Source organism: Vagococcus sp. CY53-2 (assembly GCF_022604695.1).
GTDB lineage: Bacteria > Bacillota > Bacilli > Lactobacillales > Vagococcaceae > Vagococcus.
On sequence record NZ_JALAHP010000001.1, the window covers coordinates 93,353 to 110,733 of the forward strand.

General features: G+C 35.5%; 20 protein-coding genes and 1 pseudogene. 17 read left to right on the top strand and 4 right to left on the bottom strand.

Annotated elements, in window-relative coordinates; genetic code table 11:
- Positions 1–3 precede the first annotated feature (3 nt).
- From MN581_RS00525 to MN581_RS00535, 3 genes are read left to right on the top strand one after another with little or no spacing between them, the layout of a single operon-like run.
- A complete protein-coding gene (locus MN581_RS00525) occupies positions 4–213 on the top strand; it encodes a YqgQ family protein (protein WP_117972170.1) in 210 nt (69 codons plus the stop codon).
- A complete protein-coding gene (locus MN581_RS00530; protein ID WP_117972171.1) occupies positions 213–1,184 on the top strand; it encodes an ROK family glucokinase in 972 nt (323 codons plus the stop codon). Before MN581_RS00525 ends, MN581_RS00530 begins: the two co-directional genes overlap by 1 nt.
- Positions 1,185–1,209: 25 nt before the next feature.
- Positions 1,210–1,611: a rhodanese-like domain-containing protein gene (locus MN581_RS00535; protein WP_117972172.1), complete on the top strand. Its 402-nt coding sequence runs from the start codon at positions 1,210–1,212 to the stop codon at positions 1,609–1,611.
- A 35-nt stretch (positions 1,612–1,646) separates the two neighbouring features.
- Here MN581_RS00535 and bsh read toward each other — a convergent pair whose 3' ends face one another.
- From bsh to MN581_RS00550, 3 genes are all read right to left on the bottom strand, one after another.
- Entirely contained in the window at positions 1,647–2,621 is a 975-nt protein-coding gene (gene bsh / locus MN581_RS00540) for a choloylglycine hydrolase (protein WP_241698924.1), read from the bottom strand.
- A gap of 83 nt (positions 2,622–2,704) precedes the next feature.
- Entirely contained in the window at positions 2,705–3,283 is a 579-nt protein-coding gene (locus MN581_RS00545; RefSeq protein WP_241698925.1) for a uracil-DNA glycosylase family protein, read from the bottom strand.
- A 70-nt stretch (positions 3,284–3,353) separates the two neighbouring features.
- Positions 3,354–3,521 (bottom strand): DUF3042 family protein, encoded by a 168-nt coding sequence (locus MN581_RS00550; RefSeq protein WP_117972175.1) that lies wholly within the window; start codon positions 3,519–3,521, stop codon positions 3,354–3,356.
- 133 nt (positions 3,522–3,654) lie between these two features.
- On the opposite strand from MN581_RS00550, the gene MN581_RS00555 reads away from it, so the two are divergent.
- The 6 genes and pseudogenes from MN581_RS00555 to glnA all read left to right on the top strand — a co-directional run bounded on the left by MN581_RS00555 (position 3,655) and on the right by glnA (position 9,616).
- Positions 3,655–4,380 carry a glycerophosphodiester phosphodiesterase gene (locus MN581_RS00555; RefSeq protein WP_241698926.1) on the top strand — a complete coding sequence of 242 codons (726 nt, stop codon included), beginning with the start codon at positions 3,655–3,657 and terminating at the stop codon, positions 4,378–4,380.
- The gene (gene miaA / locus MN581_RS00560; protein ID WP_241698927.1) at positions 4,373–5,329 is read left to right on the top strand and encodes a tRNA (adenosine(37)-N6)-dimethylallyltransferase MiaA; all 957 of its coding nucleotides are present in this window, start codon (positions 4,373–4,375) and stop codon (positions 5,327–5,329) included. The genes MN581_RS00555 and miaA overlap by 8 nt, the downstream gene beginning before the upstream one ends.
- On the top strand, positions 5,326–6,570 hold the full coding sequence (gene hflX, locus MN581_RS00565; RefSeq protein WP_241698928.1) for a GTPase HflX: 1,245 nt from the start codon (positions 5,326–5,328) through the stop codon (positions 6,568–6,570). The genes miaA and hflX overlap by 4 nt, the downstream gene beginning before the upstream one ends.
- Positions 6,554–7,804 (top strand): methionine gamma-lyase family protein, encoded by a 1,251-nt coding sequence (locus MN581_RS00570; RefSeq protein WP_241698929.1) that lies wholly within the window; start codon positions 6,554–6,556, stop codon positions 7,802–7,804. Before hflX ends, MN581_RS00570 begins: the two co-directional genes overlap by 17 nt.
- A gap of 108 nt (positions 7,805–7,912) precedes the next feature.
- Positions 7,913–8,245: a MerR family transcriptional regulator gene (locus MN581_RS00575; RefSeq protein WP_117972180.1), complete on the top strand. Its 333-nt coding sequence runs from the start codon at positions 7,913–7,915 to the stop codon at positions 8,243–8,245.
- Between the two features lie 33 nt (positions 8,246–8,278).
- Positions 8,279–9,616, top strand: a pseudogene (gene glnA, locus MN581_RS00580) (type I glutamate--ammonia ligase).
- A 65-nt stretch (positions 9,617–9,681) separates the two neighbouring features.
- Here glnA and MN581_RS00585 read toward each other — a convergent pair.
- On the bottom strand, positions 9,682–9,993 hold the full coding sequence (locus tag MN581_RS00585; RefSeq protein WP_117972182.1) for a heavy metal-binding domain-containing protein: 312 nt from the start codon (positions 9,991–9,993) through the stop codon (positions 9,682–9,684).
- A 167-nt stretch (positions 9,994–10,160) separates the two neighbouring features.
- On the opposite strand from MN581_RS00585, the gene MN581_RS00590 reads away from it, so the two are divergent.
- The 8 genes from MN581_RS00590 to MN581_RS00625 all read left to right on the top strand — a co-directional run bounded on the left by MN581_RS00590 (position 10,161) and on the right by MN581_RS00625 (position 17,358).
- Positions 10,161–10,676: an N-acetyltransferase gene (locus MN581_RS00590; RefSeq protein WP_241698930.1), complete on the top strand. Its 516-nt coding sequence runs from the start codon at positions 10,161–10,163 to the stop codon at positions 10,674–10,676.
- Positions 10,677–10,813: 137 nt separating this feature from the next.
- Positions 10,814–11,374, top strand: a complete 561-nt coding sequence (efp, locus tag MN581_RS00595) for an elongation factor P (protein WP_079344734.1) — start codon at positions 10,814–10,816, stop codon at positions 11,372–11,374.
- A 91-nt stretch (positions 11,375–11,465) separates the two neighbouring features.
- A complete protein-coding gene (locus tag MN581_RS00600; protein ID WP_241698931.1) occupies positions 11,466–11,750 on the top strand; it encodes a hypothetical protein in 285 nt (94 codons plus the stop codon).
- Positions 11,751–11,822: 72 nt separating this feature from the next.
- The gene (locus MN581_RS00605; protein WP_241698932.1) at positions 11,823–12,869 is read left to right on the top strand and encodes an LCP family protein; all 1,047 of its coding nucleotides are present in this window, start codon (positions 11,823–11,825) and stop codon (positions 12,867–12,869) included.
- 87 nt (positions 12,870–12,956) lie between these two features.
- A complete protein-coding gene (locus tag MN581_RS00610) occupies positions 12,957–13,811 on the top strand; it encodes a DegV family protein (RefSeq protein ID WP_241698933.1) in 855 nt (284 codons plus the stop codon).
- Positions 13,812–13,881: 70 nt separating this feature from the next.
- Positions 13,882–15,021 carry an alanine racemase gene (gene alr / locus MN581_RS00615; RefSeq protein WP_241698934.1) on the top strand — a complete coding sequence of 380 codons (1,140 nt, stop codon included), beginning with the start codon at positions 13,882–13,884 and terminating at the stop codon, positions 15,019–15,021.
- On the top strand, positions 15,022–15,963 hold the full coding sequence (locus tag MN581_RS00620; RefSeq protein ID WP_241698935.1) for an AEC family transporter: 942 nt from the start codon (positions 15,022–15,024) through the stop codon (positions 15,961–15,963).
- A 48-nt stretch (positions 15,964–16,011) separates the two neighbouring features.
- Positions 16,012–17,358, top strand: a complete 1,347-nt coding sequence (locus MN581_RS00625; RefSeq protein ID WP_117972188.1) for a DEAD/DEAH box helicase — start codon at positions 16,012–16,014, stop codon at positions 17,356–17,358.
- Positions 17,359–17,381: the final 23 nt, after the last annotated feature.

Sequence of the window (17,381 nt, forward strand, 5' to 3'; positions counted from 1 at the left end):
AAATTGAGAACAATGTATGATGTACAACAGTTATTTAAACGATTTGGTATCTTTATTTATGTTGGAAATAGATTATGGGATATTGAATTAATGATGATTGAATTAAAACAACTTGAAGAAGCCGGATTAATTGATAAACAGGAATACGTAAAGGCGATGCTTGTTTTAAAACATGAACATCATCTTGAAGAAGATTATCAGGAGGGACAATAATGAAAAATAAATTAATTGGAATTGATTTGGGTGGAACAACAGCAAAATTAGCGATTTTAACTGAAGATGGTGACATCCAACAACGATGGAGTGTGGAAACAAATATTGAAGATGATGGAGCTCATATTGTTCCAAATATTATTGAGTCCATCAAACACAGACTAGATTTATATAACATGACAGCATCTGATTTTATCGGAATTGGTATGGGAACACCAGGAACAGTCGATAAAGAAAAAGGAACGGTGATTGGCGCCTATAATTTAAACTGGTCAACGCTTCAAGAAATAAAAAAACCAATGGAAGAAACATTTGGTATTCCGTTTGATTTAGACAATGATGCAAACGTTGCAGCACTTGGTGAACGATGGAAAGGTGCTGGAAACAATGCACCTGATGTGACATTCATTACGCTTGGAACAGGTGTAGGTGGCGGGATTATCGCAGAAGGGCAATTATTACATGGCGTAGCAGGGGCAGCTGGAGAAATTGGTCATTTAACAGTAGATCCAACAGGATTTGATTGCACATGTGGAAAAAAAGGATGCCTTGAAACTGTGGCATCAGCTACAGGTGTGGTTCGTTTAGCCAGAGAGTTAAGTGAAGAATACTCTGGTGATTCAAAATTAAAAACAATGATTGATGATGGACAAGAAGTGACAAGTAAAGATGTATTTGACTTAGCTAAAGACAATGATCACTTTGCTTTATTAGTTGTGGATAAAGTGTGCTTCTATCTAGGTTTAGCCTGTGGTAATATTGGAAATATGCTTAACCCACAAGAGATTGTCATTGGTGGTGGTGTATCCGCAGCTGGAGATTTCTTATTAGAAAAAGTTCAAGATTATTTTGAAGAGTTTACATTCCCACAAGTCACAAAAAGTACTTCAATAAAATTAGCAGAGTTAGGAAACTCAGCTGGTGTGATTGGTGCAGCATCTCTTGCGTTAAAATTTAAAGAAGAAAAATAATTAATTAAAGAAAGGTAAATGCCCTGTGAGTTTTTTTGCAACGTTAAATATTATATTACTTATTGTTATTATTGGTTATGGTTTATATAAATTATTCTTTTTTATTAAACGAAAGAGAGCAGCTGAGTGGATTGAACAAGACAAGTTTCAAGAAACGATGAGAACAGCTCAAGTGATTGACGTCAGAGAAAAAGAAGATTACAATCGTGGGCATATTTTAGGAGCAAGAAGTGTTCCTTATACAATTGCTAGAGCTCATAAAGAATATTTATTGGCTATTCGTAAAGACGCTCCTGTGTATTTATATGACAATCGTACTAGTATGGCAATTTATATGGCTGGTTTACTAAAAAAAGAAGGATACAAAGATATCTATATCTTAAAAGGTGGCTATATGAATTGGACAGGTAAGACAAAGAAAAAATAATTAAAAAAAGATGTCGGAAAGGTCCGACATCTTTTTTAATTGACTGAATGAATACTTGTTTTGGTTACTAATGGATAATGGATTAAATCTGAGGCGTCAAGGTCTTCATGATGCAAGTAAACGGCACTAATTTGGCTATTATTATAGGTTTTATAGTAATAAATGCCTGTATCTGTATCACAACAAGAAGAATAGATAGTATATTCATAGTGTTCCTCGCCAACGTCGCATAACCCTTTTGTTTGCCACACAGAAGATAAAATATGGAAAAACTGATTGATATCTTCTTCCACAGTTTGAAATTTTAGGCTGTGTTCTTTAGTGAAGGTTGCACGAACAAAACGTGACATAGAGGATAAATCTCCTGGTAAACCAATTGCTCCCATACCATTACTGTAGATATCTAAATCTAGTTCTGGTGCAAATAAGTTCGCACTTGTTTTAGAAGATAAATGTCTGTAGTTGTTTAAATTAAATAGTTGAGTGGGAAATGGTGGATTGTTTGTCAAAACACCGACAGGATTGTCATAGACATGTAAACCATCTCTATCAGACTCAACTGTTATAGCAGCATGTTTATCAGCAATGATCCAATGCAGTGGAGAGTTTGGAAACTCAGGACTGAAAGCCACATCAGTGATAATGAGATCATCTAAAAGTGATTTAACCTCATCAATGGTGGTACATTGAGACAACACATAAGGAATCAACTCAAAAGATGCGATACTTTTTTCTGTCTTTTCGTCTGGTTGATAAAAAGCATTTTTAGGATAGTTCAATCCAGCGATACTCAAGCCTTTTTCATTGGTCGCATCAAAATAAAGTGGGTAGTTATCTGAAATTACAGCCATGCCAATCATCGCAAAATGAGAGGATAAAGTTTGCCCGTTTCTTAATTCAAACACGACATTTCTAGGTGTAATGACGACTTCTTGATTAAATGTGTAATCTAAATCAAGGTTTCGTCCAAAATAATGATGGTTTCCATTAAAACTAACTGATGTACACATATTGTCATCTCCTAAATAAAATATACTATGAGTATAATGCTAAAAATATTTATAACAATGAATTTTTTATGAAGATTTATTAACTATTTTATTAATTGTTGGACGTGTTCTTTAAAAACGGGAACAATATCTGATTGAAATTCTGGATGTTTGGCAAACCAACGAAAATTTAGTGGAGATGAGTGGACAATAGGGAAATAGGTTGGTAAGTATTCTTCATAAGCAAAAACTGTTTCGGTTAATGTTTTTTTCGCTTTATCTTTTAAATAATACTTTTGAGCATATGTCCCCATCAAAATAGTTAACTCAATGTTTGGCATGCAGTCAATTAAAGCTGGGTGCCATTTTGCAGTAAAATTCTTTCTAGGTGGTAAGTCACCATGAGTTGCTTTTCCTGGAAAATAAAAATCAAGTGGCAATACGGCAATTTGTTTTGAATTATAAAATATGTCGTCTGTTACACCCATCCATTCACGTAGTTTTGCACCACTTTTATCGCGAAAGACTTGTCCTTTTTCTTGCGTTCTAATACCAGGCGCTTGTCCAATTATTAAAATTTTTGCTTCAGGATAAGCCATAAAGATGGGTTGCCATCCTTTATCGGTAAATTCTTTATTCTCTGGGTCTGAGATGATTTCTTGTTTGATTTCTTCAATAGTCATGTAAAAAACTCCTTTCGGTGGTAATAAAAAAACCAAAAAATAACATTAGCTATTTTTTGGTCAAATAATACTATCTTGCTCTACTTTTTCTCATTGCTTTTTTACGGTTATCTTCAATTAATTCTTCTTTTTCTTCGATTGGTTCAATTAGAACTTTTTTAACGCCTAAAGCCACACCTGTTAAAGCGGCTAAAGTGGTTGCAGTTCCTACTAAAAATCCTTTTGAAAATTTCTTCATAGTACCTCACGTCCTTATCTGAATTTATACCTTTATTATACGCATTTTATAATAAAAATCTAGTGATAAGGCATACAACATCTATTAATTTCATTTTAAAATGGTAAAATTGTATGTGAATGGAAGTGATAAAATGATAAAAGTAATCGCACATAGAGGAAGTAAAGGAACGCATCCAGAAAACACACTACCGGCGTTTCAAGAAGCCATTGATGTAAAGGCAGATGGAATCGAATTAGATGTTCAGTTAACATGTGATGGTAAGTTGGTTGTGATTCATGATGAAAAATTAAACCGAACCACGAATGCAAAAGGGTGGGTAAAGGATTTAACTTTAGCAGAAATTAAAGAACTAGATGCAGGATCTTGGTTTGCTGAAGAATACAAAGATACAAGAATCCCAACATTAGAAGAAGTTTTAAATTTATTAAAACATAATCGGTTTAGTGGGTTGTTGAATATCGAATTAAAAACAGATAGAGTAGAATACTTAGGTATCGAACAAAAAGTGTTGCGAGCTTTGGAACAAGCTGACTTGTCTTGTACAGTTGTGTTATCTAGTTTTAATCGTGATACAGTGAGACGACTTAAAGCACTGGATGATACTTATGAAACAGCCTTTATTTCATTTGGAAATCAAAGAGATGTTGCATGGTTAGATAAACAACGAGGGATAAATAGTTTTCATCCAGATATTCGATGGTTGAAACGACATATGGATCAAACGACAGACATTGAAACGATTAGACCGTGGACAGTGAATAAAGAAGCCGATATGCAATTTTGTATGAAGCACCATTTGGCAGGGATGTTCACAGATTTTCCTAAAAAAGCATTAGAGGTAAGAGATAATGGATAAACAAAAAGTTCTTGTTATCGTTGGGCCGACTGCAGTTGGAAAAACGGCTCTAGGAGTCAAACTAAGTCAACGCTTTAATGGCGAGGTTATTAGTGGGGATTCACTACAAGTTTACAAACAATTAGATATTGGCACAGCGAAAGTAACGACAGAAGAGATGCAAGGTGTGCCACATCATTTAATTGACATTAAGGAACCAACAGAAACCTATTCCGCTCATGAATTTAAACGTCATGCAACAGAGTGTATAAATGAATTAGCCTTACAAAATAAATTGCCTATTATAGTAGGTGGCACAGGTCTTTACATTCAGTCGCTCCTTTATGATTTTCATTTAGGCTCATCAGAGGTAAGCGATGAGGAAAAGAAAAGCCGTAAAAAGTGGGAAGAGTTTGCTGAAAACTTATCTAATGAAGAATTATGGCAAGAATTAGAAAAAATGGATAAAAAAGGGGCAGATACTATTCACCCGAATAACCGAAAACGTGTGATACGTGCGTTGGAAATATTTGATTTAACGGGAAAAAGTATCAGTGAGCAACAACAGATTGATTTAATGGATTTGTCAAAAAGTTCGTTTGATGTGAAACTGATTGGGTTAACCACTGATCGAGAAGTTTTGTATAATAGAATCAATCAGCGAGTTGACATCATGATGGATGAAGGTTTGTTAGATGAAGCCAAGATGGTCTACGAGTTAGATTGCCCACAAGCAAGTCAAGGCATTGGCTACAAAGAATTTTTTCCTTATTTTGAAGGAAAGTGTTCACTGGAAAAATCAGTGGAGGAAGTGAAACAACATTCAAGACAGTATGCTAAACGCCAATTGACTTGGTTTAGAAATCGAATGCCTGTTGAGTGGTGGGATATTGTTTTAGACGAGACCAATATGAGTAAACTAGAAGAGGATGTTTCTAAGTGGTTGGATATGAAAGAAGGAATGACATGATAGAACGCGTTGTAACCGTGGGGGTTGAAACCCAAGAAAATTTTTATTATTTTGACGAATCAATGAAGGAATTAGAAAATCTAACACAGACGGCACAAGGTGAAGTCGTTGGGACAATGACACAAAAAAGACCAACAATTGACCGTAGAACCATTGTCGGTAAAGGAAAATTAGTTGAACTTGAAGCACTTGTGGCATCAACCGATGCGGACATGGTGATTTTTAATCATGAGTTAACTGCTAGACAGACAGCTGTGATTGAAGAAGCCGTGAAAGTAAAAGTGATTGACCGTGTGCAATTAATTTTAGATATTTTTGCCTTAAGAGCAAAATCAAAAGAAGGTCAGTTGCAAGTTGAACTGGCGCAGTTGTCATATCTTTTACCAAGATTAAGTGGACAAGGAGCCAGTATGTCACGTCTTGGTGGGGGTATTGGGACACGTGGACCAGGGGAGACAAAACTTGAAACAGATCGACGTCACATCAGATTTAAGATGACACAGATTAAACAAGAGTTAAAAGAAATTGAAAAACATCGCGAAAGAAGTCGTAAAAAACGTCAAGAATCTGACACCATGCAAGTGGGCTTGATTGGTTACACCAATGCTGGAAAATCAACCATTATGAATTTGTTGACGAAAGCAAATACGTATTCAGAAGATCAATTATTTGCGACTCTTGACCCATTAACGAAAAAATGGGAATTGCCAACAGGAACACAGGTGACATTGACTGATACAGTTGGGTTTATTCAAGATTTACCGACACAATTAATTGAAGCTTTTCAATCAACTCTTGAAGAAAGTAAAGCCATGGACTTTTTACTTCATGTAGTCGATGTGACGTCAACTAATCGTGACCAGCAAGAAAAAACCGTACTAAAATTGTTGCATGAGTTGGATATGGACCATATTCCAGTGCTGACTGTCTACAATAAGGCGGATTTATTGGAAACAGAATTTGTGCCAACACTCTTTCCAAATTGTTTAGTATCAGCTAGACGCTTAGAGGATAAAGAGAAATTAACACAAGATATTATGACATTTTTAAAAGAAAACTTAACCAAGTACCATTTATTTTATTCACCAGCAGAAATGAAAGATTTTAATCAATTAAAAGATGCGACGTTATTGGAAAGTTATGAATATGATGAATCTTTGAATGAATATGAATTAATCGGGTACGCAAAAAATGTGGCACGTTGGAGAAAAGGGGATAGTGAAGATGAGTTGGAGTGGTAAGTTACATCCAGAGTTAGTAGAAACCATCGAAGAGGTGGATAAAGATATATTAGAAGAACGTCAAAAAATGCAAGATGTTGCATTAGCTAATCAAGCAAAAGTGTTAGATGCGTTTAGAGAACATCACGTATCAGAAAGTCATTTTGTCCCATCAACGGGGTATGGATATGATGATATTGGAAGAGATGCATTAGAAGCAGTTTACGCGTCAGTATTTCATGCAGAAAAAGCGTTAGTGAGACCACATATCGTCTCAGGCACGCACGCGATTTCGATGACTCTATTTGGTTTGCTTCGTCCAAATGATGAATTGATTTACATTACTGGCACACCTTATGACACATTGCTTGAAGTGATAGGGGTCGCTGGAGATGGCATTGGGTCGTTAAAAGAATACAACATTGAGTATAAAGAAGTGGCATTAAAAGAAAATGGCTTGGTGGACTTTGAAAAAATAAAAGAAGCTATTTCTGATAAAACAAAAGTTATCGCCATTCAACGCTCACGTGGTTATGATTCTCGTCCATCATTTACTGTCGAACAAATTGGTGAGATGATTCGATTTGTTAAGCAAATTGATGAGAATTTGGTGGTATTTGTTGATAATTGTTACGGCGAATTTGCTGAAGAAATCGAGCCAACTGATGTTGGGGCAGATATTATGGCAGGTTCTCTAATAAAAAATCCTGGTGGTGGTATTGCCAAAACGGGTGGATACATTGTCGGAAAAGAAGACTTAGTTGACAAAGTATCGTATCGTTTAACCACGCCTGGAGTTGGTGGTGAGGGTGGTGCGATGATTTATAGCACACATGAGATGCTACAAGGATTTTTCTTAGCACCACATGCCGTCAGTCAAGCCATTCAGGGGGCGATTTTTACCGCGCGATTATTAGAAAAGTTTGATGTAGAGTCAACACCAAAATGGAACGATAAACGCACGGATTTAATTCAAATGATTGAATTAAATGATAAGGAAAAAATGATTGCCTTTTGTCAATCCATTCAAACATGTTCACCAATTGACGCACATGTTTTGCCAATCCCTTCATATATGCCGGGATACGAGGATGATGTGATTATGGCTGCTGGAACATTTGTGCAAGGTGGTAGCTTGGAACTAACAGCTGATGGGCCAATAAGAGAACCATACCAATTGTATGTTCAAGGTGGATTAACGTATGAACATGTTAAAATTGCCGTCTGTGAAGCAGTCAATAGTATCTATTTCTAAAGTTTTTAGAAAGTTAGTTAATTGTGTTAGATAATCTAACATGATTAATTGACTTTCTTTTTTTTTATTGTTATCCTGTTTTTAACCTTTTATGAAAGGAGAAGAAAAATGAATAAAAGAGACTTAAAACGTAGTAAATCTGTGTTTCCGATTGGCTCGGTGATGTTACTAACAGAACTGACTGCAAGGCAAATTCGTTACTATGAAGAACAACAATTAATTCATCCTGAAAGAAATGAAGGAAACAATCGATTATTTTCTCTCAATGATATTGATCTTCTACTGGACATAAAAGACATGTTAGACGATGGGTATACCATTAAAGACATTAAAGCATCTTTTGATAAGGAAAAAAGAAAACAGGAAAAATTATCAGAAGAAAAAATCCGGATTGCTTTATACAATGATTTAATGAAAGAAAGTCGCTTTAACAGATACTAGGTGTTAAAACTTTAATTAAAAGGGTGGAAAACAATGGCAAATTATTCAACAAAAGAAGAAATCAAAGCAGTTGTAGAAAAAGAAAATGTTCGATTCTTAAGACTAATGTTTACTGACATTTTAGGTAGAATTAAAAACGTAGAAGTTCCAATTAGCCAATTAGATAAAGTTTTAGACAACAAAATGATGTTTGACGGATCTTCCATCGAAGGATTTGTGCGTATCGAAGAAAGTGACATGTATTTATATCCTGATCTTGCCACATGGATGGTTTTTCCATGGGAAAGTGAAAAAGGAAAAGTAGCCCGTGTGATTTGTGATGTTTATGGAACAGACGGCAAACCTTTTGCTGGAGATCCTCGTAGTAACTTAAAACGTATTATGAAATAAATGAAAGAATTAGGTTTTACTGGATTTAATATTGGACCTGAACCTGAATTTTTCTTATTTAAATTAGATGAAAATGGCAACCCGACGAAAAAATTAAATGACCAAGGTGGCTACTTTGACTATGCGCCAGTTGACTTAGGTGAAAATTGTCGTCGTGATATTGTATTAGAATTAGAAAGTTTAGGATTTGAAGTAGAAGCGTCTCACCATGAATGTGGACCAGGACAACATGAAATTGATTTTAAATACGCTGATGCAGTGGAAGCGTGTGACAATATCCAAACATTTGAATTAGTTGTTCGCACCATTGCTAGAAAACATGGCTTACACGCTACATTTATGCCAAAACCATTGCATGGCATTGCTGGTAGTGGCATGCACATCAACATGTCTTTATTTAACGAGCAAGGAAATGCCTTCTTTGACGAAAATGGTGACGATCAATTAAGTGAAACTGCTTATCATTTCTTAGGTGGTTTGTTAGAACATGCTAGAGGGTATACAGCCGTATGTAACCCAATTGTTAACTCATACAAACGTCTCGTACCTGGTTATGAAGCACCTGTTTATGTGGCATGGAGTGGTAAAAACCGTTCGCCATTAGTACGTGTCCCAAGTTCTCGTGGCTTATCAACCCGTTTAGAATTACGTTCAGTTGATCCAACGGCTAATCCCTATTTAGCAATGGCAGTGTTATTACAAGCTGGTTTAGATGGGATTAAACGTAAACTTAATCCACCTAAAGCTGTGGATCGTAATATTTATGTGATGACGGAAGAAGAACGCGAAGCCGCACATATCACTGACTTACCATCTACTTTACATAATGCTATTAAGGCAATGAAAGACGATGAAATGGTTAAAGAAGCATTAGGAAGTCATATCTTCAATAACTTTATTGAAGCAAAACGTATGGAGTGGGATGCTTACCGTCAATCAGTTTCTGAATGGGAACGCGAGCAATATTTAGAAATGTATTAAAAAAAGAAAACTTGCAGCCAAACTGGTTGCAAGTTTTTTTGTGTTTATTGTCATAGTGGGAATGGTTATATAAATTTGACCGCTGTACCATAAGCAGCAACTGATTGCATATCAGTTCCAATAGAGCCTGAATCAAAACGCATCATCACAATCGCATCAGCTCCCATATTTTTTGCGTTCTCTTTTAATCGTTGAATTGCTAATTCACGAGATTCTTCTTGCATTTCAGTGTAGGCTTTGATTTCTCCACCGACAATATTTTTAAGGCCGGCACCGATATTGCGAACCACGTTTTTAGAATTTGTTGTTAAACCAAATACTTCGCCAATGATTTCATAGTTTTTTCCAGGGATATTTTCTGTTGTTGTAATAAGCATGTGATCAATCTCCTTTGGTTATATTGTTCTTACATTATCTATTTTATACTTAAATTTATGTGAGGATATCCAACTAAAGTTGTATTTTTGTGGTCAAATTCGTCAGCAAATAAAATGAATGGCATCATTTCAAAAAAGATTTGTTTTTAAATCAAGGTGTTAAACCAATGAAGTTAAGAACAATCCAAACTGAAGATGATAAACACGTTAAAGAAGTGATTACTAAGGCTTTTGAGCAAAGTGATCATGGTCATAATGGTGAAGCAACATTAGTCGAAACAATTAGAGAACTACCAACTTACAACCAAGAGTTGGAAGTGGTGGCTCTTGTAGATAGTGATATTGTGGGACATGGTTTGTTAAGTGAGGCAGTGGTTAAAAATGATACAAATGACTTGAAAGGTTTGGTATTAGCACCTCTTTCAGTAGTACCTGATTATCAAAATCAAGGAATTGGTAGCCACGTGTTATTAGAGTTAGAAAAACGAGCAAAAGAAACGGAACATACCTTTATTACGATTTTAGGTGATCCATCCTTTTATAGTCGATTTGGTTATGTATCAGCTAAGAATTCTCATGTGAGGATTCCACTTGACGTGCCAAGTGAGTACTTGCTGATGAAAAAATTAAAGCCAGAGATGACAGAAGGCATCTCGTTTTATAATCGTATATTTGGTTCATGAATAATCTAAGTTTGGTTTATAGTCAGTTTATAAACGTGTCTAGGACGTGTTTTTTAGTCGTTTTTACCACAAGAATATTTTATTATGGCTCATTTTATGCTATGATACGATTAGTAACTATTAAGGGAGATTGAAAAATGATATCAGCAGTTGATTTAAGAGCAGGAAACACATTTGAAAAAGATGGTAAATTAATCAAAGTTTTAGAAGCAAGCCATCATAAACCTGGTAAAGGTAATACGGTTATGCGTATGAAACTAAAAGATTTACGTTCAGGTTCAACCGTTGAAACAACGATGCGTCCTGATGAAAAAGTAAAAAAAGCACATATTGATACAAAAGCTGTACAATACTTATATATCCAAGATGATATGGCAGTGTTTATGGATTTAGAAACATATGAACAATATGAAATTCCCGTATCAGTGATTGAACATGAATTAAACTACTTGTTAGACAACATGGAGGTATCAATCCAATTTTACGATACAGAAGTTGTTGGGGTATCTTTACCATCATCTGTTGTGTTAACAGTAGCAGAAACTCAACCTTCTATTAAAGGGGCAACTGTTTCAGGTTCTGGTAAACCAGCGACAATGGAAACAGGCTTAGTAGTAAACGTTCCTGATTTTATCGAAGTAGGCGATAAATTAGAAATTAACACGTCTGAAGGAAACTACATGAAACGTGCGAAATAATCAATGAATCAACAGTCTGTAATCTAACAGACTGTTGATTTTTTTTGTGCTATATGTGCTATAATAGATGAAAAAGTGGAGGTAATTCAGTATGAAATGGCACACAATGCACGATTGGAACATTGTATTTGATAATAAGTATGCGGATTATTTTACCTTAATGACAAATGATGAATTTGTTTCAATTATTTGTTTGAAGACACAGTTTGGTGAATTTTCGCCTATTATGTTTAAGTTAACCGACGCCACAGCGAAATTAATGAACCAACCTCATTTTGTCGAATCCATCACGATGGGTTTAGATAAAGTAATTACAATTGAAATGAATGATTTCTTTGGTTTTCAAGATTTAGAAGAAAATCAAATAGAAGGATAAGAAAGAAACGTGAAAAGATATCCTATCAACTAGATAGAGGGTATCTTTTCTTTATGATAAGGGGAGAGTCTTATGCCTGGAATGTCTCGGATGGATAAAAGAAGACAAGAGGAAGCCAAAAAATATGCACCAAAAGATAAAAAAAGTGACAGACGACAACCTAGTGACACACAACGACCCACGAGCCAAGACGTTACGCCGAAAAAGAAACCAAAGAAGAAAAAATCGTTTCTTTTCAAGGTATTAATCGTACTCGTTGCATTAATTGGGTTATCTGGTGTGGGGTATGCTAAAGGGTATTTTACAGCTAAGGTAGATAAAGATAATAAAGAGTTTAACATGACAGCTTTTAATGGTCAAAAAAGTCACGACGATAGCATCAATATTTTATTACTAGGTAGTGACTCGCGTGGAGAAGACCAAGGTCGTTCGGATTCGATTATGATTGCCCATTATAATCGAAAAACGAAGCAACCTCAAATTGTATCAATTATGAGAGATACGTTTGTTGGGATACCGACACATGATGGACTTGAATACAATAAAATCAATGCAGCGTATTCATATGGTGGACCAGAGATGGTGAGACAAACGATTGAAACTAATTTTGGTATCCCGATTCAATATTATGCGGTCGTTAATTTTGATTCGTTTCCTAAAATGATTGACGTGTTAGCACCACGTGGCTTGCCAATTACAGCTGAAAAAGATTTAGAAGTTGAAGGAACAGTGATTAAAAAAGGGCAGACTAATTTAAGTGGTCATGAAGCCTTGCAATATGCTCGTTTTAGAAAAGATGCTGAAGGAGACTTTGGTCGCGTGAGACGTCAGCAACAAGTCATGAGTGCTATCACGAAACAAGCAACAAATCCACTTCATGCATGGAAGTTACCAGAGATGTTAGGAGCGGTTGTTGGCTACACGCAAACGGACGTACCAATGTCTACTTATCTGTCGGTTGGAAGTAGTTATTTATTCAGTTCACATAAATCACTTGAAATCTTAACAGTTCCAGTCGAAGGTTCATGGAACAATGGCTACTATGACTACGCCGGAAGTGTCTTGGAAATCAATGAAGAAATGAATAAGCAAGCCATACAGAAATTTTTCAGTAAATAAAATAGTTTTCAGACTTTACTTTAAACTCTAAGAAACCTATAATGTAAGTTGTGAACTTAGCGTAGTAAATAGAATTGAGGAAATACAATGAAGATTGCAATAGTGACGGATAGCACCGCTTATATACAAGAGCAGTACCAAAATCATAAAAATTTATTTGTCTTATCTGTTCCATTAATCATTGATGATGTGGTTTATCAAGAAGGAATTGATATTACAGACGAAGCATTTTATGAAAAATTAAAAGTAGCCAAAGAATTTCCTAAAACTAGCCAACCTGCACTGGGTGAAGTTTATGAACTTTACGAAACATTAGCTAAGTCAGGATATGATGCAGTAATTAGTATTCATCTATCAACTGGGATATCTGGATTTATTACGACATTAAATGGTATTTCAAAAGATTTTTCTGACATCGATATTTATCCATTTGATTCTTATATTACAAGTGGTCCAATGGGTCGAATGGTTGAAGTCGCTTTGGAGATGACTGAACATAAGGAAGCAAACCCTAAAGAGATGATTCAACATTTAGAAGAAATGAGACGATTTGCAGAAGGGTATATTGTCGTGGATGATTTAAATCACTTAGTTCGTGGTGGACGGTTAAAAAATGGGGCAGCAATTATTGGAACCTTATTAAAAATCAAACCTATTTTACGTTTCCAAGACGGTGACATTATTTTATCAGAAAAAATTCGTTCTCAGAAAAAAGCCTTGTCTCGCGTGATTGATATTGTGCTTGAGGAAGTGCCAAGTAAACCACATGACAGTATGTTTTATGTGATCCATTGCAATAACATAGAGGTAGCAGAACACGTAAAAGAAGACATGCTAAAAAGAGATAGCCAATTAGAAGTCATTTTATGTGATTTCGGTCCAGTTATTGGGACCCATCTGGGGGAAAAATCAATCGGGATAGGTGTTATTCCTAAAAAATAGTGACATGGTAGGAGGATAATTTAAATTATCCTTCTTTTTTAATAAATTTAATGGAAAAGAGTGAAGAATAATGATAGAAAGTACACATAGACCAAGTCAAGTTGTGGTGGATTTATCTGCCATTGAATACAATATTAAACAAGAATTAGCTAGATTAAATGATGAGCAAGTCTTATTTGCAGTCGTTAAAGCCAATGCATACGGTCATGGTGCAATCAAAGTCGCACAAGCAGCCGAAAAAGCCGGTGCAACAGGTTTTTGCGTGTCAAATTTGGATGAAGCACTGGAATTAAGAGAAGCCGGCATCACGTTACCGATTTTAGTATTGAGTTATGTGTCGCCAAACTATATCGATTTAGCTATCTCACAAAGCATTTCTTTAACTGCTCCTTCACTTGAATGGCTAAAACAAGTTGAAGAGACTCTAGCAGAAAAACCTATGATGAATCCATTAAGTGTGCATTTAAAAATTGATACAGGGATGGGACGCATTGGATTAAGAGATGAAGATGAAATGGTTCAAGCAAAAGAATTATTTGTTTTATCCAATCACATGACGTTAGATGGTATTTTCACGCATTTTTCTTGTGCAGATACGAAAGACACGACGTATTTTGAATTGCAACAACAACGATTTACTCGTGCAATGGATATTTTCTCTGATTTAGACATTCGCTACATTCACACATCAAACTCGGCGACAGCTTTATGGCATGATGCGTGGAATAGTAATTTGATTCGTTTTGGTGATGCATTATATGGCTTAAATCCTTCAGGGAAAGTCCTTGATCTGCCTTATGAGTTAAAACCAGCGTTGTCTCTTACAACCGAGCTAATCCATGTTAAACAAGTGTCTGCCGGAGAAAAAATTGGGTATGGTGCGACTTATACTGCTGAAAAGGAAGAATGGATTGGCACACTTCCCATTGGTTATGCGGATGGATTGATTCGTAAATTCCAAGGTTATAAGGTGATTATTGATGGAGAATATGCTGAAATAGTGGGACGCGTGTGTATGGATCAATGTATGATTCGTTTGTCAAAAAGATACGCTGTTGGGACACCGGTGACTATTTTTGGAAAAAATGGTGAGCTAGAAAACACATTAGATGACGCTGCTGAATTTATTGACACGATTAATTATGAAATCGTGTGTGGCTTAACGGATCGATTGCCACGTTATTATCTAAATGAAAGGATAAACAATTAGATGATTACGGCGTATTTAAATATTTTAGTGGTATTTGCGATGATCTTTTTAGGCTATATGCTGACTAAAAAACAATGGTTTGATAATCATATCGCTAATGTATTTTCAAAATTAGTGTTAAATATCACGTTACCTTTAAGTATGTTTTTAAATATGACCCAAAAATTTACTCGAGCAGAATTTTTAGAACTATTCACAGGATTAGCATTACCATTTGTCTCAATTATTGTGACGTTTTTGATTAGTATGGTGTATTCTCGTTTTACACGTGTACCAGATACGCGTAAGGGATCGTTTCGTACCATGTTTACGGCGGCTAATACTATTTTCATGGGATTACCTGTCAATATGGCTATTTTTGGTGAAAAAGCCATTCCTTATGCATTGCTTTACTATATTTGTAATACCACGTTTTTCTTTACAGTTGGTATTATGTTGATTAGTCGAGATAACCCAGATAACCGTTTAGAAAAAGCCAATTTTAGTTTTGAAAAATTATTGAAGCAATTATTGTCACCGGCTATTTTAGGGTTTTTTGTTGGAATTTTATGGATGTTGACTGATATGGCCGTGCCAAAACCGATGATTGATTTTTCTTCTTATGTTGGTGGGATGACAACCGCTCTGTCTCTTTTTGTGATTGGCATTATCATTTATCAAACAGGATTTAAAAATTTAAAAATGGATAAAGATGTCGCGGGTGTGATGCTTGGTCGCTATATTATTTCACCGCTTGTGGTATATGGGTTATCTTTTATTATTCCTGTACCTAGTTTGATGTTAAAAGTCTTTATTTTACAATCTGCCATGCCAGTTCAAAATGCGTTACCCATTTTAGCAAAAGGTTACGGAGCAGATGCAGAATTTGCGACAACATCATTAACTTATTCCATCATTTTATATACTGCCTTTATATTCGTCATTTTAACATTATTTTTTTAGTTGAAACTGTGCTATAATGCCAAAGGAACGTAAAGGAAGGTGAATACAATGACAAAATTTAACCAATTCGGATTAAACGATAACTTAATCCAAGCATTAGACGAAATAGGATTTAAAGAAGCAACAGAAGTTCAAGAGACATTGATTCCAGTGATAAATAAAGGAAAAAGTGTTGTTGGACAATCACAGACAGGTTCAGGAAAGACACACACGTTTTTATTACCACTGATGAATAAAATAGATACCAAAAAAGAAGAAGTTCAAGTCATTATCACAGCACCAAGTCGTGAGTTAGCAGAACAAATCTATCAAGCAGCCAATCAATTGGCTGGTCACTATGATGATGAGCTACGTGTGAGCAACTATGTTGGTGGAACAGATAAAAAACGCCAAATGGACAAGTTAGCAAACCAACAACCTCATGTTGTGATTGGAACGCCTGGTCGTATTTTAGATTTAATCGAAAGTGGTGCACTAAAAACACATACAGCATTTGCTTTTGTCGTGGATGAAGCGGATATGACACTTGACATGGGATTTTTAGAAGATGTCGATAAAATTGCCGCAACATTACCTGGTAACTTACAAATGTTAGTCTTCTCAGCGACAATTCCAGTGAAATTAAAACCATTCTTGAAAAAATACATGGACAATCCTGTTGTGGAACATATCAAACCCACATCTGTTATTTCTGATACGATTGACAACTGGGTTATCTCGACAAAAAGTAAAGACGTGGAGCAAGTCGTGTATGATTTATTAACGATTGGCCACCCATTTTTAGCAATGGTGTTTGCGAACACGAAACAAAAAGTCGATGAAATCACTGATTTCTTAAAAGAAAAAGGCTTAAAAGTGGCGAAAATTCATGGGGATATTCCACCACGTGAACGTAAACGTGTGATGAAAAGCATTCAAAACTTAGATTATCAATTTGTCGTGGCGACAGATTTAGCTGCAAGAGGGATTGATATTGAGGGAGTTTCTCATGTGATTAACGCGGAAATTCCAAAAGATCTAGAATTCTTTATTCATCGTGTGGGGCGTACTGGTCGTAATGGACTTCCAGGTATTGCGATTACATTATATGAGCCAAAAGATGAAGCGGCATTGGCTGAATTGGAAAAACTTGGTATTAGATTTGAACCAAAAACCATCAAAAAAGGGGAAATTGTGGATCATTATGATCGCAATCGTCGTGAGCAACGTTCACGTACGCAAAAACAATTAGACCCAACGATGATTGGTATGGTGAAAAAACAGAAGAAAAAAGTCAAACCAGGTTACAAGAAAAAAATTCGTTACGCAATTGCTGATGATCAAAAACAAAAACGTAAAATTGAGCAACGTCAATCAAATAGAAGCAAACGCAAAGCAAGAAAACAAGATTTTTAATGAAGATTTAGTATAGAAATTAG